Origin of the sequence: Synechococcus sp. UW140, from assembly GCF_900474295.1 — a bacterium.
Classification (GTDB): Bacteria; Cyanobacteriota; Cyanobacteriia; order PCC-6307; family Cyanobiaceae; genus Synechococcus_C.
In genome coordinates this window covers 17,676-32,276 of the sequence record NZ_UCOB01000015.1, presented here as the reverse complement: position 1 = coordinate 32,276, position 14,601 = coordinate 17,676, and the positions used below count along the sequence as shown (strand labels likewise).

Here is a 14,601-nt window from a genome sequence, read left to right as displayed (position 1 = left end):
TCATCGCTGTTGTCCACACCTTCTTTCTTACTCACTCGCTTTCACCCGTGATCCGTCCTGACGCCGAGCTGTTGCTCGATATCAACGATCTGCATGCTTCCGTTGAGGCTCAGCCCATCCTCAACGGTGTGAATCTGCAGGTCCGTGCTGGCGAGATCCATGCGGTGATGGGTCGTAACGGCAGCGGCAAAAGCACCTTGTCGAAGGTGTTGGCTGGTCACCCTGCCTATCGCGTCACCGGTGGGAGCGTCCGTTACCGAGGTTCTGATCTGCTTGAGCTGGAGCCGGAAGAACGCTCCCGGCTTGGTGTCTTCCTCGGCTTTCAATACCCTGTGGAGATCCCAGGTGTCAGCAATCTGGAGTTCCTGCGGGTCTCCAGCAATGCGCGCCGGCAACAGCAGGGCCTGGAGGAGCTCGACACCTTCGATTTTGACGATCACGTGCGCGAACGCCTCAGCGTTGTGCAGATGGATCCTGCCTTTCTGGAACGCAGCGTGAATGAGGGCTTCTCCGGAGGGGAGAAGAAGCGCAATGAGATTCTGCAGATGGCGCTTCTGAATCCGGTGGTGTCCATCCTTGATGAAACGGATTCCGGCCTTGATATCGATGCCCTCAGAATCGTTGCGGGCGGAGTCAATCAGTTGGCCACGCCTGAGAACGCCACGCTGTTGATCACCCATTACCAGCGTTTGCTGGATGAGATCACCCCTGACTATGTCCATGTGATGGCGGCTGGCCGAATCCTCCGAACCGGGGGGCGTGAGTTGGCACTTGAGCTGGAAAAAACCGGTTACGACTGGGTGGATGAGGAGGTGGCGTCCACCGGACAGGGGGTGGCCTAACCATGGTGTCGACTGCGACCGACTGGTTGACGCGTCTGCCTGCTCCAGCAGGAGCCCTAGAGCCTATTCAGCGTCGCGGGCGAGAGGCCCTGGCCCAACTTGGATTGCCCACCCGCCGCCAGGAAGACTGGCGTCTCACCGATCTGACCCGCCTGCAGGGTTTATTGACGCTGCCGTTGGCGGCTTTGGATCCTGCTTCGGCTGAAGCAGCGTCGGCTCAGAACGTGCCGGGTCCTCCTGAGAATGGCTGGCGTGTTGTGCTTGACGGCCACTCCGATCCCCTCGCAGGGGTCACTCTCCCTGAGGGAGTGAGCGAGCTGAGCGGGAGTGAGTTGGAGCAGGCTCTGGGTCACACCCTCGCGCGTTGCGGCTCGGCCCATCACTGGCCCGTGGAGTTCAATCATTCACTGGCGTCCCAGGTGCTGGCCCTTCGCATCCGTGGCTCTGTGCCTCCGTTGGAGGTGCTGGTTGGCGCCGCTGAGGCATCCCTAAGCCCTACCAGGATCCTGCTGGTGGTTGAGGAGAAAGCAGAGCTGGAGATCCTTGAGGTGTTCCTGGCTGATTCGGGTGCGGCCCATAGCCATTTATTGGAGATGCATCTTGGCCAGGAGGCCAGGGTTCGACATGGCGTTGTGGCCCAGGGATCGGGGGATTCCGGGTTGATGGCCCACTTGGCGGTGGAGCAGGAGCCGCGTAGCAGCTATGAGCTCATCACGGTGTCGCGAGGATGGGCCTTGGGGCGCCTTGAACCTCAGATTGTTCAAGTGGATGGCCAGGCCTCCACGGTTCTGAAGGGTCTCGTGCTGACGGCTGATGAGCAGCAGTTCGCGACCCATACGACCATGCGTTTTGAGGGCGAGGAAGGAGAGCTGGATCAGCTGCAGAAGGCGGTCGCCGCCGGTCGTTCCCACAGCATCTTCAATGGTGCAGTCAACGTCCCGAGGGCGGCGCAACGCACCAATGCCGCACAGCTCAGCCGCAATTTGCTGTTGTCGGACCGTGCCCGCATCGACACCAAGCCGGAATTGGAGATCGTCGCAGACGATGTGCGCTGTGCGCATGGGGCCACCGTGACCCAGTTGCAGGAGGAAGAGATGTTCTATCTGCGCAGTCGTGGAATCTCCAGTGCTCGTGCTGCCGCTTTGTTGCTGCGGGGTTATTGCCAGGAGGTGGTGGATGCCCTGCCGCCTCTGGCACAGCGTTGGCCTGTGATCGATCACCTGCTTGAGGGCCTTGAGCAATGACCGCAGCACCAGAGTGCAATGCGTCTCGGTCTTTGGCAGAACGGACCCGTTCCGATTTCCCCATCCTGGCGCAGCGCTCCAGTTCGGGACAGCCACTGATTTACCTCGATCATGCGGCGACCAGTCAGAAGCCCTCAGCAGTGCTGGAGGCTCTGCAGCGCTACTACAGCAACGACAACGCCAATGTGCATCGCGGGGCCCATCAGCTCAGCGCCCGTGCCACAGAGGCGTTTGAAGGCGCACGATTGATCACGGCTCGTTTTATTGCAGCGGCTAGTCCCCGCGAGATCGTTTTCACCAGAAATGCCAGCGAGGCGATCAATCTTGTAGCCCGCACCTGGGGCGATTCCAATCTCCAGCCTGGCGACGAGGTGCTCCTCACCGTGATGGAGCATCACAGCAATCTGGTGCCCTGGCAGCTGCTGGCCCAGCGCACTGGATGTGTGCTCCGTCATGTCGGTGTGACCGAACATGGCACCCTTGATCTAGAAGACCTGCGCCGTCAGTTCACGAGTCGAACCCGGCTGGTGGCCTTGGTGCATATCAGTAACACCCTGGGTTGCTGCAATCCTGTGGATGAGGTGGTCAGCTTGGCCTCTGAGCATGGAGCTCTTGTCTTGCTCGATGCCTGTCAGAGCCTGGCCCATAAACCAGTGGCTGTGCATCAGCTCGGGGTGGATTTTTTGGTCGGCTCCTCCCACAAGCTCTGCGGTCCCACCGGGATGGGTTTCCTCTGGGCGAAAGAGGCTCTACTGGAGGCGATGCCGCCCTTCCTGGGTGGTGGAGAAATGATCCAGGATGTGTTCCTCGATCACAGCACTTGGGCGGACTTGCCCCACAAATTTGAGGCGGGAACTCCCGCCATTGGGGAGGCGGTTGGAATGGGCGCCGCGATCAGCTACCTCGAGACCGTTGGCCTCGAGGCGATTCAGGCTTGGGAAGCTGAGCTCACCGCCCATCTGTTCGCCCGACTACAAGCCATCGAGGGTGTTCGAATCCTTGGGCCCACCCCAGAGCAGCAGCCCGATCGAGGAGCCCTGGCCACCTTTCTCGTGGAGGGCGTTCATGCGAATGACATCGCGGCCATGCTTGACCTGGAAGGTGTCTGCATCCGCAGTGGTCACCATTGCTGCCAACCCCTGCATCGCCATTACGGCGTGACTGCTTCAGCGCGTGCCAGTCTCAGCTTCACGTCCACTGTTGCTGAGATCGACCGCTTTGCGGATGAGTTGATGTCCACGCTGGATTTCCTCCGCGCTCACAGCTGAGTGAGTGGACGCAAGGCGCGATTGCGCATCAAGGTGCCTCGATGCCCTTGGAGCTGCTCTGGCAGGGAATCCCAGTCCAGCGTCATGCCTGTGGCGGCGTCATAGCTGGTTTCCTGGAGGGTGTGCTCCTGCCAGTCCAGATCGAGGGTGGTGAAGCTTTGCGGTCTCGGACGGCGATCTCCAATCAAGAGGCGAGGCCCGCTTCCCATTGCCCCCAGCTGGATTAGATCGAGTCCGGCCTCGCTGGCGGGGTACCAGGCGTGTTGATGGCCACTGATGTACCCCTGGACTCCTGTCTCTTGCAGCAGTCTTTTGATCCTGTGGTGCTGCGTGAGCATTTCGCCGGGTCGGTCGCGCCCCTGACTGATCCCTGCCAATGGCAGGTGCCCCACCACGAGCCGAAGCCGAGCTTGCCTGGCTTCGGCTGCCATCAGTTGCCGGCGGGCCCAGAGCAGTTGCGCCTCGGGAACACGACTGGAGCTCGCATCCCATACCAGCCAGAACACGTCTTGATCCAGAACGCTGTAGTGAAATGGGAAATCAGCACTGTCGACCCATCGCAGCCCCAGGGCTTGACGACGATGCTTCCAGAAGCGGCGAACGGCCTGCCGGTCGGCACTGAATCCGGGGGCTCCATCGTGATTCCCCACCGCTGGCAGAAAGGGAATGCCCTGTCGACGCACTGGCAGGAGGATCGTGCGGGCAAAGGCCTCCCACATTTGGTCCAGTTTGCGGGCGCTGAGGCCCTTTTTCTGGCCCGCCACCATGTCGCCGGCGCAGACCACCACGGCTGGGTTCAGCGCTAACAGATGGGCGAGACCCTGCTGGACTTGTGGGATGTAGGAGGTGGAGCCGTAGCTGCTGTTGAGGTCGCTGATCAGGCCGATGCGGAGGGCGTCAGCGGCTGGGTTGGCCTGGAGCGCTCCTCCCGCCAGTGACTCACCAGCGGCCAAGCCCAGCGCCCCGGCGGCAAGCGTCAGCAGCTGGCGGCGATCACAGCGCATCAGGGAGGCCCCCATCGGAGGGCAGCATGGACCATTCCCTGCGCATCCGCAGCTGATGAACATTGATGGTCAGGCCTGGCGCACCATCTGGCTTGAGGCGGATGGTCGGTCGGTGGGGGTGATTGATCAGACCCTGCTCCCGCATTGCTTCACCACGCGCACTCTCACCACTTGTCACGCCGCTGCGGAGGCCATTCAAACGATGGTGGTTCGGGGCGCACCGTTGATCGGGGTCACCGGTGCTTATGGCCTGATGCTGGCCCTGCAGGTTGATGCCTCGGATGAGGCCCTGGCCACCGCTTTCGACCAGCTCAACGCCACAAGGCCGACAGCCGTGAATCTGCGCTGGGCTTTGGAGCGGGTGCGTCAACGCGTGCTGCCCTTGCCCCCATCGCAGCGGGCCGCGGCGGCCAGGGAGGAAGCGGCTCTGATTGCGGAAGAAGATGTGGCCATGTGCGCTTCAATCGGCGACCACGGCCTCGGATTGCTCCAGACACTGGCCAGCGCACGTTCGCCGCAGCGACAGGAGCAACCGTTGCATGTCCTCACCCACTGCAATGCTGGCTGGCTGGCCACCGTTGACTGGGGAACGGCGTTGGCACCGATCTACAAGGCCCATCGTGCTGGCCTCAACATTCATGTTTGGGTGGATGAGACCCGTCCGCGCAACCAGGGGGCGTCCTTGACCGCTTATGAGCTGGGGCGCGAAGGCGTTCCCCACACGGTGATCGTCGATAACGCCGGAGGCCACCTGATGCAGCATGGTCAGGTGGATGCGGTGATTGTCGGCACAGATCGCACAACGCGACGCGGCGATGTGTGCAACAAGATCGGCACCTATCTCAAGGCGCTCGCCGCCCACGACAACGACGTTCCGTTCTATGTGGCGCTTCCAGCCTCCACGATCGACTGGGCGATCGGGGACGGCGTGGCCGAGATCCCGATTGAGGCCAGAGCAGCAGCTGAAGTGACGCATATCCAGGGGCGTGATGCCGCCGGTGCCGTCAATTCCGTGCAGCTGACTCCGGATGGCAGCGACGGATTTAATCCTGCTTTTGATGTGACCCCGGCCAGACTGGTGACTGCTCTGATCACGGATCGGGGCGTGGCTCCGGCCAGTGAGCAGGGCCTCAAGGGGTTGTATGTCGATGCCTGATGTCACCTCTGGCGCTGATGCGCTCGCTGCTGCTGACCTGGCCTTGCGGCAAGAGCTGGTGTCCGTGGCTCGGCGCCTCAATGCCAGTGGGCTCAATCAGGGAACGTCTGGCAATCTCTCCCAGCGAATCCCCGGAGGACTGCTGATCACTCCCAGCTCCCTGCCCTATGAGCAGATGGAGCCCACCGATCTGGTGGCGATCGATTGGAGCGGAATGCCGCTTAGCGAGCCTTCACGTAGGCCTTCGTCGGAGTGGCGGCTGCATGCTGATGTGCTTGCGGCCCGCCCCGATGTGCAGGCGGTGTTGCATTGCCACCCGATTCATGGAACCGCCCTCGCCTGTCATGACCGGGGCATCCCCCCCTTTCACTACATGACGGCCGTGGCGGGTGGAGATGACATCCGTTGTGCTGCCTACGCCACCTTTGGGACGGAGCAGTTGTCGCGGATGACGGTTCAGGCGCTTCACGGTCGTCAGGCTTGTCTGCTGGCCCGCCATGGTCTTGTAAGCCTTGGCGACAGCCTTGACCAAGCCCTGCGCATTGCCGTGGAGGTGGAGACACTGGCGCGCATGTATCTGCAGGCCTTGCAATTGGGAGAGCCACCTCTGCTCACTGCTGAACAGATGCAGGCTGTCCATGCTCAGTTCCGAGGCCTGCACTACGGCCAGGCAGATCAGACGTCCAGGTGACGGCGGAAGAAGGCCTCGGTGGCCTCGAGTACAGCAACTTGCACAGCACTGTCTCGGAAGCCATGGCCCTCCTCGGGGAAGGTGATCACCTCCACGGGAATGCCGTTTGCTTGCAGGGCTGAGGCCATCCGCTCGGTCTGCTCCGCTGGAACGACCTTGTCCTTGAGTCCTTGGAAGAAGATCACGGGACAGCGAATTTTGTCGGCATGGTGAAGGGGGGAACGGGCTTCATAGCGTTCCCGCTCTGCTGGCCAGTCACCGACCAGGCCATCGAGATAGCGCGCCTCGAAGCGGTGTGTGTCAGTGGCCATTGCGGTGAGGTCGCTGACGGCATACCGGCAGGCCCCGGCACGGAAGACATCCGTGAAGCAGAGGCAGGCCAGTGTGGTGAAGCCGCCGGCACTGCCTCCCTCCATGGCGATCTGATCCGGATGGGCTCGGCCGTTGGTTACCAGGGCTTGGGCGGCCGCGGCGCAGTCTTCAACGTCCACAACGCCCCATCCCTGTTGCAGTCGATCGCGGTAAGCCCTGCCAAAACCCGTGGACCCTCCATAGTTCACATCCACCACGCCCCAGCCGCGTGAGGTCCAGAACTGGATCGCAAGGTTGAGGCCAGTTCTGGCCATTGCGGTGGGTCCGCTGTGACCCTTCACAAGCAGGGGGGCCGGTCCGGGGTGTGCCCCGGTTGGGGGGTAGTACCAGGCATGGGTTCGCTCACCATTGGCGCCGTTAAACCAGATCGCTTCCGCACGACTGATCTGCTCGGGGGGCAGCACGGCCGGGCTGGCGGGTGTGTGGCGCCACTCTCCGTTGGTGAGATCTAGCTCCAGCAGGCCCATGCCTGTGTTGCCATTGCTGGCGATAGCAACGGCTCGTCCGTTTGCTGCCCGCAGCCCTGCCAGGTCATCGAACGGTTGCTCAATGGCTTGGATCGTCCCGTCATTGGTCAAACAGTTCAGTTTCCAGCGCCCCTGATCGCAGATCGCCGCCACCACCTGCTCTCCATCCCAGGCGGTGGTGCTCATCCCATAGATCCACTGGGGCATGGCCGTTTCCGCCTGCATGGGCCATGGTCTTTGCCAATGCGGGGCTGATGACCAAGCCTCCGGACGACAATGGATCAGATTCCACCAGCCGCTGCGGTCCTCCGCCACCAGCAGGCGTCCATCGTTCAGCCACTGAGGTTGGAAGACGGAGACCCGATCGCCGGACTCCGTGGTGTCGCCGGCTAGCTGGAAGGGGTGCTGGGGCATCCCCTCTCGATTAATGCAGGAGCACCACAGCGTGCTGCAATCCCATGGCATCGCCGGCTGCGTCCATTCCACCCAGGCAAGCCGATCACCATCGGCACTCAGAGCCATGTAGCCGGCAAAGTCCTGCGGTTGATGCAGCACCGCGGGGGTCTGATCGGCGCGTTCAAGATCCACGCACACCAGCCAGTCACGACCCTCGGCTTCCATTACCCCCAGCCATCGCCGGCGATGGTGGTCGATGATGCCGTCGGCCAATGGGGATCCCGGTTGGGTGAGGCGTCGTGGTGGTGCGATCGGCTTCAGGCTGTTTAGCGGGTTCCTGTTTTGGCGCAGGCCCTGCCAGCTCTGGCTCCATAAACAGCCATCCGTGTCATCGACCCAAACCAAAAGCAACAGGTCCCCTTCGGCATGGCTTGCAAGGGTGCCGCCGCCGTAGTCGTGGACGCGGCTTCGCAGGTCGCAAGGAGCAGGTGTCAGCTCCTGGGGCTGCTGATCTTCTGCCTTCCAGGGACGGATGAGGGCGGTGGTGCGTCCCTTTTCCTGGGGGCGTTGCTCCAGCCAGAGCACCCAGTCCCCAACCAACTGTGGATCGCGCAGCACCGGACTGCGGCCGAGCGCCACGTCGGCTGCGAGGGGTATGGCCGGCTTAGGACCAGAAGCGTTGGACACAGCGTTGGGGAGGACGGACGGTGAGGCTGGACGGTGAGGGTGGCGGCTGCCAGGGCTGGTATCGGCCAGCACTGCCTAAAGTGGCCGGACACTATCCAATCGCGAGAAGAGGATCTTGGCCCGCAGCTTCGCTCAATTGGCACGGTCAGCTGAACGGAGCAGCTCCTCCGTGACCGTGGCCAAGGAAGCGCTTGAGGTCTCTCCGCTTGAGATCCACAAGCTCGGGGATGAGGTCTTACGCAAGGATGCGCGTCGGATTAGCAAGGTCGACGAATCTGTGCGTGAGTTGGCGCGCGACATGCTTCGCAGCATGTACACCGCTAAGGGCATTGGTCTGGCCGCTCCGCAGGTGGGCGTGCACAAGCAGTTGCTGGTGATCGATCTTGATCTCGAGAATGCCACCTCGCCGCCGCTGGTGTTGATCAATCCTGAGATCACAGCATCCAGTGCATCGCTCGATACCTACGAAGAAGGTTGCCTCAGTATTCCCGGGGTCTATCTCGACGTGGTTCGTCCGTCGGCGATTCAGTTGAGTTTTCGCGATGAGATGGGTCGCCCGCGGAGCATGAAAGCGGATGGCCTGATGGCCCGTTGCATCCAGCATGAAATGGATCATCTCAAGGGTGTGTTGTTTGTCGATCGCGTCACCGATGCAGGCGGCCTGACCAAGGAACTTCAGGATCACGGCTTTGAAGCTGCTGATGTGCGTTCTCTTATCTGACCAACTTTTGTTTCTCTACCCATGCCGATGAAACCTTTGGCCGGATTGTTCTTGGCCCTCGCCTGCGTGCTCGGTATCGCTGCCACAGGCTCGGTGTTTGAGCTGGCGTATGGAGATCCTGAGCTAGGGCTCACCCCCACACGTTGGATCCTTGGCTTGACTGCGCCCGGCACCGTCGGGTCACTTCTTGTCGCGATTCGGCTCAACAAACCGGCCTGAGCCCCCCTGACTGGCAGCGCCGCGACTTATACGATCCGCCCAACCAACATCACTCCCGATGGTTCGCTCCTTCCCCACAACCCTGGCCTTTGCTGTGGCTGGGGCCACGATGCTCACGGGGCTGGGGAACCCAGCATCTTCACAGGGGTCGCTGTTTTCAGCGACGCCAGTGGAGCAGGCGAATTTCATCCTTGTTGCGGCCCCGATCGGCAAGGGAGAATCGTCTCAGCTCAATATCTACGAGCAACGCACCAACAAGCGACCTTGTTTTGCTGTGTCCGGCAGTGAGCCGGCCGTGGTGGATCCGTTGCTCGCCACCTTTGATTTCACCGGGGTCTGCAACCGCTATATCGATGGCAACGGCTATTCCTTGCGAATCGGTGGGGATGATTTCGGTACCCGTTATCGCCTCTCTGTGGTGAAGTCCAATCAGGACGTTGAGCTGCTGGCGGTGCCAACTCGCGATCCGTCTCAGCCCACGATGGTGGTGGCCAAGGCCGGTGGTGCCGGCGGCGGTTTTCTGCAGTTGCAGCTCGAGCCTGGCTGGCTGTTGATGCGCCGTCAATACGGCACCCGTTCCTTGGGTCACCTCTATGTCTTCCGGGAGGTCTGGCCTGGCAACGAGACGGAACCCGTGCAGTTGGAGGGCAACCCAGTTGGAGACGGCACGCTGCCGGCTGATGCTCCTGTTGCTCCGGAACTGACTCCGGCTGCTCCAGAATCCTGAATGAGGTCAGGTTGCTACATTGACGGGCTGGAAAACACGCTTGTTGCATGACTCAGGTCACGGTCGGAGAAAACGAAGGCATCGAATCAGCGTTGCGTCGCTTCAAGCGTCAGGTCTCCAAGGCCGGAATCTTTGCCGACCTCAAGCGTCTGCGTCACCACGAGACTCCGATCGAGAAGTACAAGCGCAAAGCACAGCAGCGTCGTCGTCGTCGTTGAGTGCGCTTGTCCAGTCGGTTTAAAAAACGGGTAGTTCCACCTGTTGGCTCCTGACGGTCCTATTCCCAGACTGGGATGAGACGCCAGGAGCAGTCCATGGATCTGAAGCCCAGAAGCATTCGCCAGTGGTTCGGGGAAACCCTCTCCCATGCCATCGGCAATCCGCGTGAGGAGAAAATGCATCTGCCGCCCCCGATTGGTGAGCAGCCTTTCCGCGATTCCCCCGTGAAGTCCAAGTAGCGGGATTGGCTCAAGGCGTCGCCACGCAAGGGCAACTGATGTGTTCAGATCAGTTGCCTGTATCAAAGCTGCGAAAGCAGAGGGCCGCGGCGAGGTCGCGGCCGCTGATCTTGGCCTGATCGCGAAGATCTGCAAGGGTGCGCGCCACCCGAAGCACCCTCAATCCGCTGCGGGCGCTCAGTTTGCGTTGATGCACCGCTCGTTCCCATTGTTCGAGTACCCCGTCACAGAGGCCTCCGTGGTCACCGAGCTGTGGGCCGCTCAGTGCAGCATTGAGGCATCCATCCGGGTTGCGAGCCTTCATTCGTTGCCTTGCGCTGATGATTTGCTCCGGTGTGGGCGTTGAGACTGCCTTGGCTGAGGCGGTTGTTGGGGTCAGGCTGGCGCGAATTTCGCTGCTCGTGAGACGTTCCAGCCGCAGCTGCAGATCAAGACGATCGATTAGAGGACCTGAGAGTCGAGACCAGTAACGCTGCCGTTGCAATGGTGTGCAGCGGCAGGGGTGATCAGGATCGCCGTACCAGCCGCATGGGCAGGGATTGGTCGCTGCAACCAGGGTGATTTGGCAAGGGAAGGCGCATTTGAGCCGCGACCGGCTGAGCCACAGCACCCCTTCTTCCAGAGGTTGGCGCAGTTGATCAAGCACCCGTCGGGGGAACTCAGCGAGCTCATCCAGGAAGAGCACGCCGCCATGGGCCAGGCTGAGCTCACCGGGTCTGGGGATGGCGCCGCCACCGAGCAGCGCAGCACTCGAGCAATTGTGATGGGGTGCACGGAAGGGTCGCTGCTTTGCCAGGCCATCTCCTGGAACCAGCACACCGGCAATCGATTGCACGCGACTGATCTCCAGTGCTTCCTGCCGTGTCAGTGGTGGCAACAGTTGGGGCAGGAAGCGGGCCAGGAGGGTTTTGCCGCAGCCTGGTGGTCCCACCATCAACAAATGGTGGCCTCCAGCGGCCGTCACGGCCAGGGCGGTTTGCGCTAGCGACTGGCCAATGATGGCGGCTGGTGCCTCCGTTGCCTTGGCTGGAGGTTGCTGCTCCGTTTGGCTGTACACCCTGCAGGACCGCTGTTCTGGTTTCTGGCGCAGCAGCATCACCAGTTCCTGCAGCGAGCTTGCTGCGATCACCTTCAGTCCTGGAACGAGTAAGGCTTCGCTGGCATTGGCTTCTGGCACGATCAGGGCTGAGGCTCCGCTGCTTGCAGCAAGGCAGGCCACCGCAAGAATGCCGCGACAGGGGCGCAGGCTGCCGTCGAGTCCGAGTTCACCGGCACACCACAGGCCTTTGAGCAGTGGCGCATCCAGTTGGCCACTGGCTGCCAACAGGGCGAGGGCAATTGGTAGGTCGAAGGCGGGACCTTCCTTGCGTAAATCGGCTGGTGCAAGATTGACGATCACCCTCACCAGAGGGCCACGAAAGCCGCTGTTGCGCAGAGCTGCTCGGACTCTCTCCCTCGATTCCTGGATGGCGGCATCCGGTAGGCCCACCAGTTGCAGGCCGGGAAGGCCTGGTGCCAGATCCACTTCAACGGTGACAGGGCAGGCCTCCAGTCCGAGCAGGGAGGCGCTTTGGCAGCGTGCCAGCATTGCATTTCAGATGGTGCATCGGATTGATGCCCTGCCTGTCCCAACCATTGTTTCGATCAGGCTTTCACCATGGCGGGTGACACGATCTTCGGCCGAATCCTGCGCGGAGAAATCCCCTGTGATGAGGTCTATAGCGACGACCGCTGCTTGGCGTTTCGTGATGTGGCGCCCCAGGCGCCTGTGCATGTTTTGGTGATTCCGCGCAAGCCGATTGAGAGCCTGCATCAGGCCGGTTCTGAGGATGAGGCTCTGCTGGGCCATCTCCTCTTGGTGGCGTCCAAGGTGGCGAAGCAGGAGGGGCTCGAGGCCTGGCGTACCGTGATCAACACTGGTGCCGAGGCTGGCCAGACTGTGTTTCACCTGCACGTGCATGTGATCGGGGGACGGGAATTGGACTGGCCTCCCGGCTGATCAGACACCTGTTGCGACCAGTCGCCACAATGGGCCCAGGTGTGTGTATTCATGGCGTCCCTGCAGTCGTTCCGTGCCCAGCTGACGCGGCTGCGCCGGTTGTCGCAGCCTTATTTTCTTCCCTACACCGACAGCAACGGCTGGCTGTTTGCCTTGCTGTTGTTGGCTTTGCTGTTCTGTGTAGCTGGAACAGTGCTGGGCCTGCTGTCAGGCGTGATGGCCCTGGTGGGGGCGGTCTGGCCCAAGCTCACCACTGAATATTTGGGGGGTGTGCAGGCCGCCATTGGCACTGTTTGGTCGCGCCCGATCATTGAGATCGTCTCCTGGGGGCAGCTTCTGCTTGGGGTTTATCCCTTCAGCCTGGTCATTTTCTTGATCTCCCAGGATCGCGTCTGCAGGCGTTTTCCGATTAAGACCTGGTTGTACGTTCCCACGTTGCTGTTGAGCGCAGCAGGAACAGTTCTGTTTGCGCTTTCGGCAGCGCTTGCGCTCTTCGGCTTGGTGGCCGCACCGGAAACCATGCAGTCGCTGAGTTGGCTCTCGACTCCCCTCACGATTGTTTGGACATCATCGATTGCTGCGGTGACGCCTTGGCTTTCAGGCCTTGGTTTTGGGTTGATCTGCTGGGGCCAGTTCATTGTTGCTTTGTTCGTCTTCGGACTTGGCTGTTTTCTCACTCATCGCAGTCGCTTACGGCAGAGGCGTTGGTTCCCCTGGTTATTGCTGGGTGTGATCATCCTGATGTTGTTGTCGGTGAACGGCATTAATGCGGGAATCACATTTATTGCAAGAGATCTGACGAATGCGCTGATTGCTCGCAACCCAGAGTCGAGTTATCGCAACCTCTGGGTCTATGGCCTTTGTTTTATGGCGGCGTTGCCAATCCGCACGCTGCAGTACTACCTCACGGCAAAACTAAGCTTGGTGTGGAGGAACTGGTTAACGAAGAGCTTGATCTCTGATTATCTCAAGGATCGGGCTTATTACGTGCTCAATCCAAATGAAGGGGCGGGTGGTGACGTTGATAACCCTGATCAGCGTATTGCTGATGACACCAAGGATTTCACGATTGAGGCGCTGCGATTTACTCTGGATATTTTTGATTCGATTTTGATGTTCTCTTTGAACATCGCAATTTTGTGGAGCATTAGTGGCGAGCTCACATTTGCCTTGCTTCTGTATGCCGGCTCCATCTCGGCTTTGATGGTTTTTGCGGGTCGGAAGCTGGTTTCTATTAATACGAATCAGTTGCGTTACGAGGCCGACTTCCGTTATGGCCTTGTCCATATTCGGAATAATGCTGAGTCAATCGCGTTCTATTCCGGTGAACCCGAAGAGTCTCGCGAGGTGGGGGGGCGGCTTGGATCTGTGATCAAGAACTACAACCTCTTGATTATTTGGCAGGCTATTTTGAAGATGGTACAGCGCTCGGGAATCTACGGAAGCAATTTTATACCTTATCTAATCCTGATCTCCCCGATTTTGGCGGGAGAGATGGATTATGGCAGCTTTGCTCAAGCGAATGTTGCCTATAATTTGGTTGAAAACTCTCTATTTTTTATTATCTACAATATTGAGTCTTTGGCTCGGTTCTCTGCCTCGGTTGGTCGACTTGAGGGTTTTCAATCGAACATCTCCCATGTTGATCGTGAGGAGTATGCAGATTTCTTCTCGGATGTGAAGCCTGCTAATTCGATTGTTCTCAAAGGTGCATCTGTGAAGACACCTTTTTCGGACCGACTTCTGACCAAGGATCTCAACCTCAGCATTGCTGCCAGTCAGAGGTTGTTGGTTGTTGGCCCGTCCGGTTGCGGCAAAACGTCGCTGCTGCGAGTGATCAGTGGTCTTTGGGCCTCTCCGACGGGGCAGGTGTCGACTCCTCCCAGCGGTGAGTTGCTTTTCATCCCTCAGCGCCCATACATGACCCTGGGTTCTCTTCGGGAGCAACTTTGCTATCCGCTCGATTGTGATCGCTTCAGCGACGACCACCTTCGAGCCGTGCTGAAGGAGGTGCAGCTCCAGTCTGTGCTGGATCGTTATCCCTCCTTTGACGTCAAGCAGGACTGGCCACGGCTGCTGTCGCTTGGGGAGCAGCAGCGTCTCGCTTTCGCTCGGTTGCTCTTGAATGCGCCCAAGGTGGTGGTGCTTGATGAAGCCACCAGTGCTTTGGATGTGAGCACCGAACGCCATCTATATGCCTTGTTGGTGGAGCGGGAGATGGCGGTGGTGAGTGTGGGGCATCGGCCCACGCTCACATCGTTCCATGATCAAGTGCTGGCACTCAATGGCGACGGTGGCTGGCAGTTGATCCCCGCCGCCAGCTATGACTTTGAACATTCCTGAGCTGGAT

15 protein-coding genes are annotated in these 14,601 nt (G+C 60.3%); 12 read left to right on the top strand and 3 right to left on the bottom strand.

Annotated features, from left to right (window positions below):
- Nucleotides 1-47: 47 nt before the first annotated feature.
- The 3 genes from sufC to DXY10_RS06550 are packed head-to-tail and all read left to right on the top strand — an operon-like array spanning nt 48 to nt 3,354.
- Nucleotides 48-842, top strand: a complete 795-nt coding sequence (gene sufC, locus DXY10_RS06560) for a Fe-S cluster assembly ATPase SufC (RefSeq protein WP_115017526.1) — start codon at nt 48-50, stop codon at nt 840-842.
- A gap of 2 nt (nt 843-844) precedes the next feature.
- Nucleotides 845-2,086 (top strand): Fe-S cluster assembly protein SufD, encoded by a 1,242-nt coding sequence (gene sufD / locus DXY10_RS06555; protein ID WP_115017523.1) that lies wholly within the window; start codon nt 845-847, stop codon nt 2,084-2,086.
- Entirely contained in the window at nt 2,083-3,354 is a 1,272-nt protein-coding gene (locus DXY10_RS06550) for a SufS family cysteine desulfurase (RefSeq protein WP_115017521.1), read from the top strand. The genes sufD and DXY10_RS06550 overlap by 4 nt, the downstream gene beginning before the upstream one ends.
- Here the strand turns inward: DXY10_RS06550 and DXY10_RS06545 are convergent.
- Complete coding sequence (locus DXY10_RS06545) at nt 3,345-4,373, bottom strand: metallophosphoesterase (protein ID WP_244281978.1); 1,029 nt, start codon at nt 4,371-4,373, stop codon at nt 3,345-3,347. The two genes, DXY10_RS06550 and DXY10_RS06545, sit on opposite strands and share 10 nt — an antisense overlap.
- 40 nt (nt 4,374-4,413) lie before the next feature.
- On the opposite strand from DXY10_RS06545, the gene mtnA reads away from it, so the two are divergent.
- Both mtnA and DXY10_RS06535 read left to right on the top strand, forming a co-directional pair.
- Complete coding sequence (mtnA, locus tag DXY10_RS06540) at nt 4,414-5,514, top strand: S-methyl-5-thioribose-1-phosphate isomerase (protein ID WP_115017518.1); 1,101 nt, start codon at nt 4,414-4,416, stop codon at nt 5,512-5,514.
- Complete coding sequence (locus DXY10_RS06535) at nt 5,507-6,205, top strand: class II aldolase/adducin family protein (protein WP_115017517.1); 699 nt, start codon at nt 5,507-5,509, stop codon at nt 6,203-6,205. The genes mtnA and DXY10_RS06535 overlap by 8 nt, the downstream gene beginning before the upstream one ends.
- Here DXY10_RS06535 and DXY10_RS06530 read toward each other — a convergent pair.
- Nucleotides 6,190-8,127, bottom strand: coding sequence for a S9 family peptidase (locus DXY10_RS06530; RefSeq protein WP_115017514.1), 1,938 nt, complete (start codon nt 8,125-8,127; stop codon nt 6,190-6,192). The two genes, DXY10_RS06535 and DXY10_RS06530, sit on opposite strands and share 16 nt — an antisense overlap.
- Nucleotides 8,128-8,242: 115 nt before the next feature.
- On the opposite strand from DXY10_RS06530, the gene def reads away from it, so the two are divergent.
- The 5 genes from def (at nt 8,243) to DXY10_RS14530 (ending at nt 10,252) form a co-directional block, all read left to right on the top strand.
- The gene (gene def / locus DXY10_RS06525; RefSeq protein WP_115017513.1) at nt 8,243-8,848 is read left to right on the top strand and encodes a peptide deformylase; all 606 of its coding nucleotides are present in this window, start codon (nt 8,243-8,245) and stop codon (nt 8,846-8,848) included.
- A gap of 21 nt (nt 8,849-8,869) precedes the next feature.
- Entirely contained in the window at nt 8,870-9,067 is a 198-nt protein-coding gene (locus tag DXY10_RS06520) for a hypothetical protein (RefSeq protein ID WP_115017510.1), read from the top strand.
- 58 nt (nt 9,068-9,125) lie between these two features.
- Entirely contained in the window at nt 9,126-9,794 is a 669-nt protein-coding gene (locus DXY10_RS06515; protein WP_115017508.1) for a DUF3747 domain-containing protein, read from the top strand.
- A gap of 47 nt (nt 9,795-9,841) precedes the next feature.
- Nucleotides 9,842-10,012 (top strand): 30S ribosomal protein S21, encoded by a 171-nt coding sequence (gene rpsU, locus DXY10_RS06510; RefSeq protein ID WP_006043142.1) that lies wholly within the window; start codon nt 9,842-9,844, stop codon nt 10,010-10,012.
- 96 nt (nt 10,013-10,108) lie between these two features.
- Nucleotides 10,109-10,252: a hypothetical protein gene (locus tag DXY10_RS14530; protein ID WP_170953760.1), complete on the top strand. Its 144-nt coding sequence runs from the start codon at nt 10,109-10,111 to the stop codon at nt 10,250-10,252.
- A gap of 49 nt (nt 10,253-10,301) precedes the next feature.
- Here the strand turns inward: DXY10_RS14530 and DXY10_RS06505 are convergent, their stop codons facing one another.
- A complete protein-coding gene (locus DXY10_RS06505; protein WP_115017505.1) occupies nt 10,302-11,840 on the bottom strand; it encodes a YifB family Mg chelatase-like AAA ATPase in 1,539 nt (512 codons plus the stop codon).
- Nucleotides 11,841-11,909: 69 nt separating this feature from the next.
- Here DXY10_RS06505 and DXY10_RS06500 point away from each other — a divergent pair, with 69 nt between their 5' ends.
- Entirely contained in the window at nt 11,910-12,251 is a 342-nt protein-coding gene (locus DXY10_RS06500) for a histidine triad nucleotide-binding protein (RefSeq protein WP_115017503.1), read from the top strand.
- A 51-nt stretch (nt 12,252-12,302) separates the two neighbouring features.
- Nucleotides 12,303-14,594, top strand: coding sequence for an ABC transporter ATP-binding protein/permease (locus tag DXY10_RS06495; RefSeq protein ID WP_244281977.1), 2,292 nt, complete (start codon nt 12,303-12,305; stop codon nt 14,592-14,594).
- Nucleotides 14,595-14,601: the final 7 nt, after the last annotated feature.

Bases quoted from the DNA above. Each gene is read 5' to 3' on its own strand.
- sufD (WP_115017523.1), top strand. From the start codon at position 845: ATGGTGTCGACTGCGACCGACTGGTTGACGCGTCTGCCTGCTCCAGCA.
- DXY10_RS06550 (WP_115017521.1), top strand. From the start codon at position 2,083: ATGACCGCAGCACCAGAGTGCAATGCGTCTCGGTCTTTGGCAGAACGG.
- DXY10_RS06545 (WP_244281978.1), bottom strand. From the start codon at position 4,373: ATGGGGGCCTCCCTGATGCGCTGTGATCGCCGCCAGCTGCTGACGCTT.
- mtnA (WP_115017518.1), top strand. From the start codon at position 4,414: ATGAACATTGATGGTCAGGCCTGGCGCACCATCTGGCTTGAGGCGGAT.
- DXY10_RS06535 (WP_115017517.1), top strand. From the start codon at position 5,507: ATGCCTGATGTCACCTCTGGCGCTGATGCGCTCGCTGCTGCTGACCTG.
- DXY10_RS06520 (WP_115017510.1), top strand. From the start codon at position 8,870: ATGCCGATGAAACCTTTGGCCGGATTGTTCTTGGCCCTCGCCTGCGTG.
- DXY10_RS06515 (WP_115017508.1), top strand. From the start codon at position 9,126: ATGGTTCGCTCCTTCCCCACAACCCTGGCCTTTGCTGTGGCTGGGGCC.
- rpsU (WP_006043142.1), top strand. From the start codon at position 9,842: ATGACTCAGGTCACGGTCGGAGAAAACGAAGGCATCGAATCAGCGTTG.
- DXY10_RS14530 (WP_170953760.1), top strand. From the start codon at position 10,109: ATGGATCTGAAGCCCAGAAGCATTCGCCAGTGGTTCGGGGAAACCCTC.
- DXY10_RS06505 (WP_115017505.1), bottom strand. From the start codon at position 11,840: ATGCTGGCACGCTGCCAAAGCGCCTCCCTGCTCGGACTGGAGGCCTGC.
- DXY10_RS06500 (WP_115017503.1), top strand. From the start codon at position 11,910: ATGGCGGGTGACACGATCTTCGGCCGAATCCTGCGCGGAGAAATCCCC.
- DXY10_RS06495 (WP_244281977.1), top strand. From the start codon at position 12,303: ATGGCGTCCCTGCAGTCGTTCCGTGCCCAGCTGACGCGGCTGCGCCGG.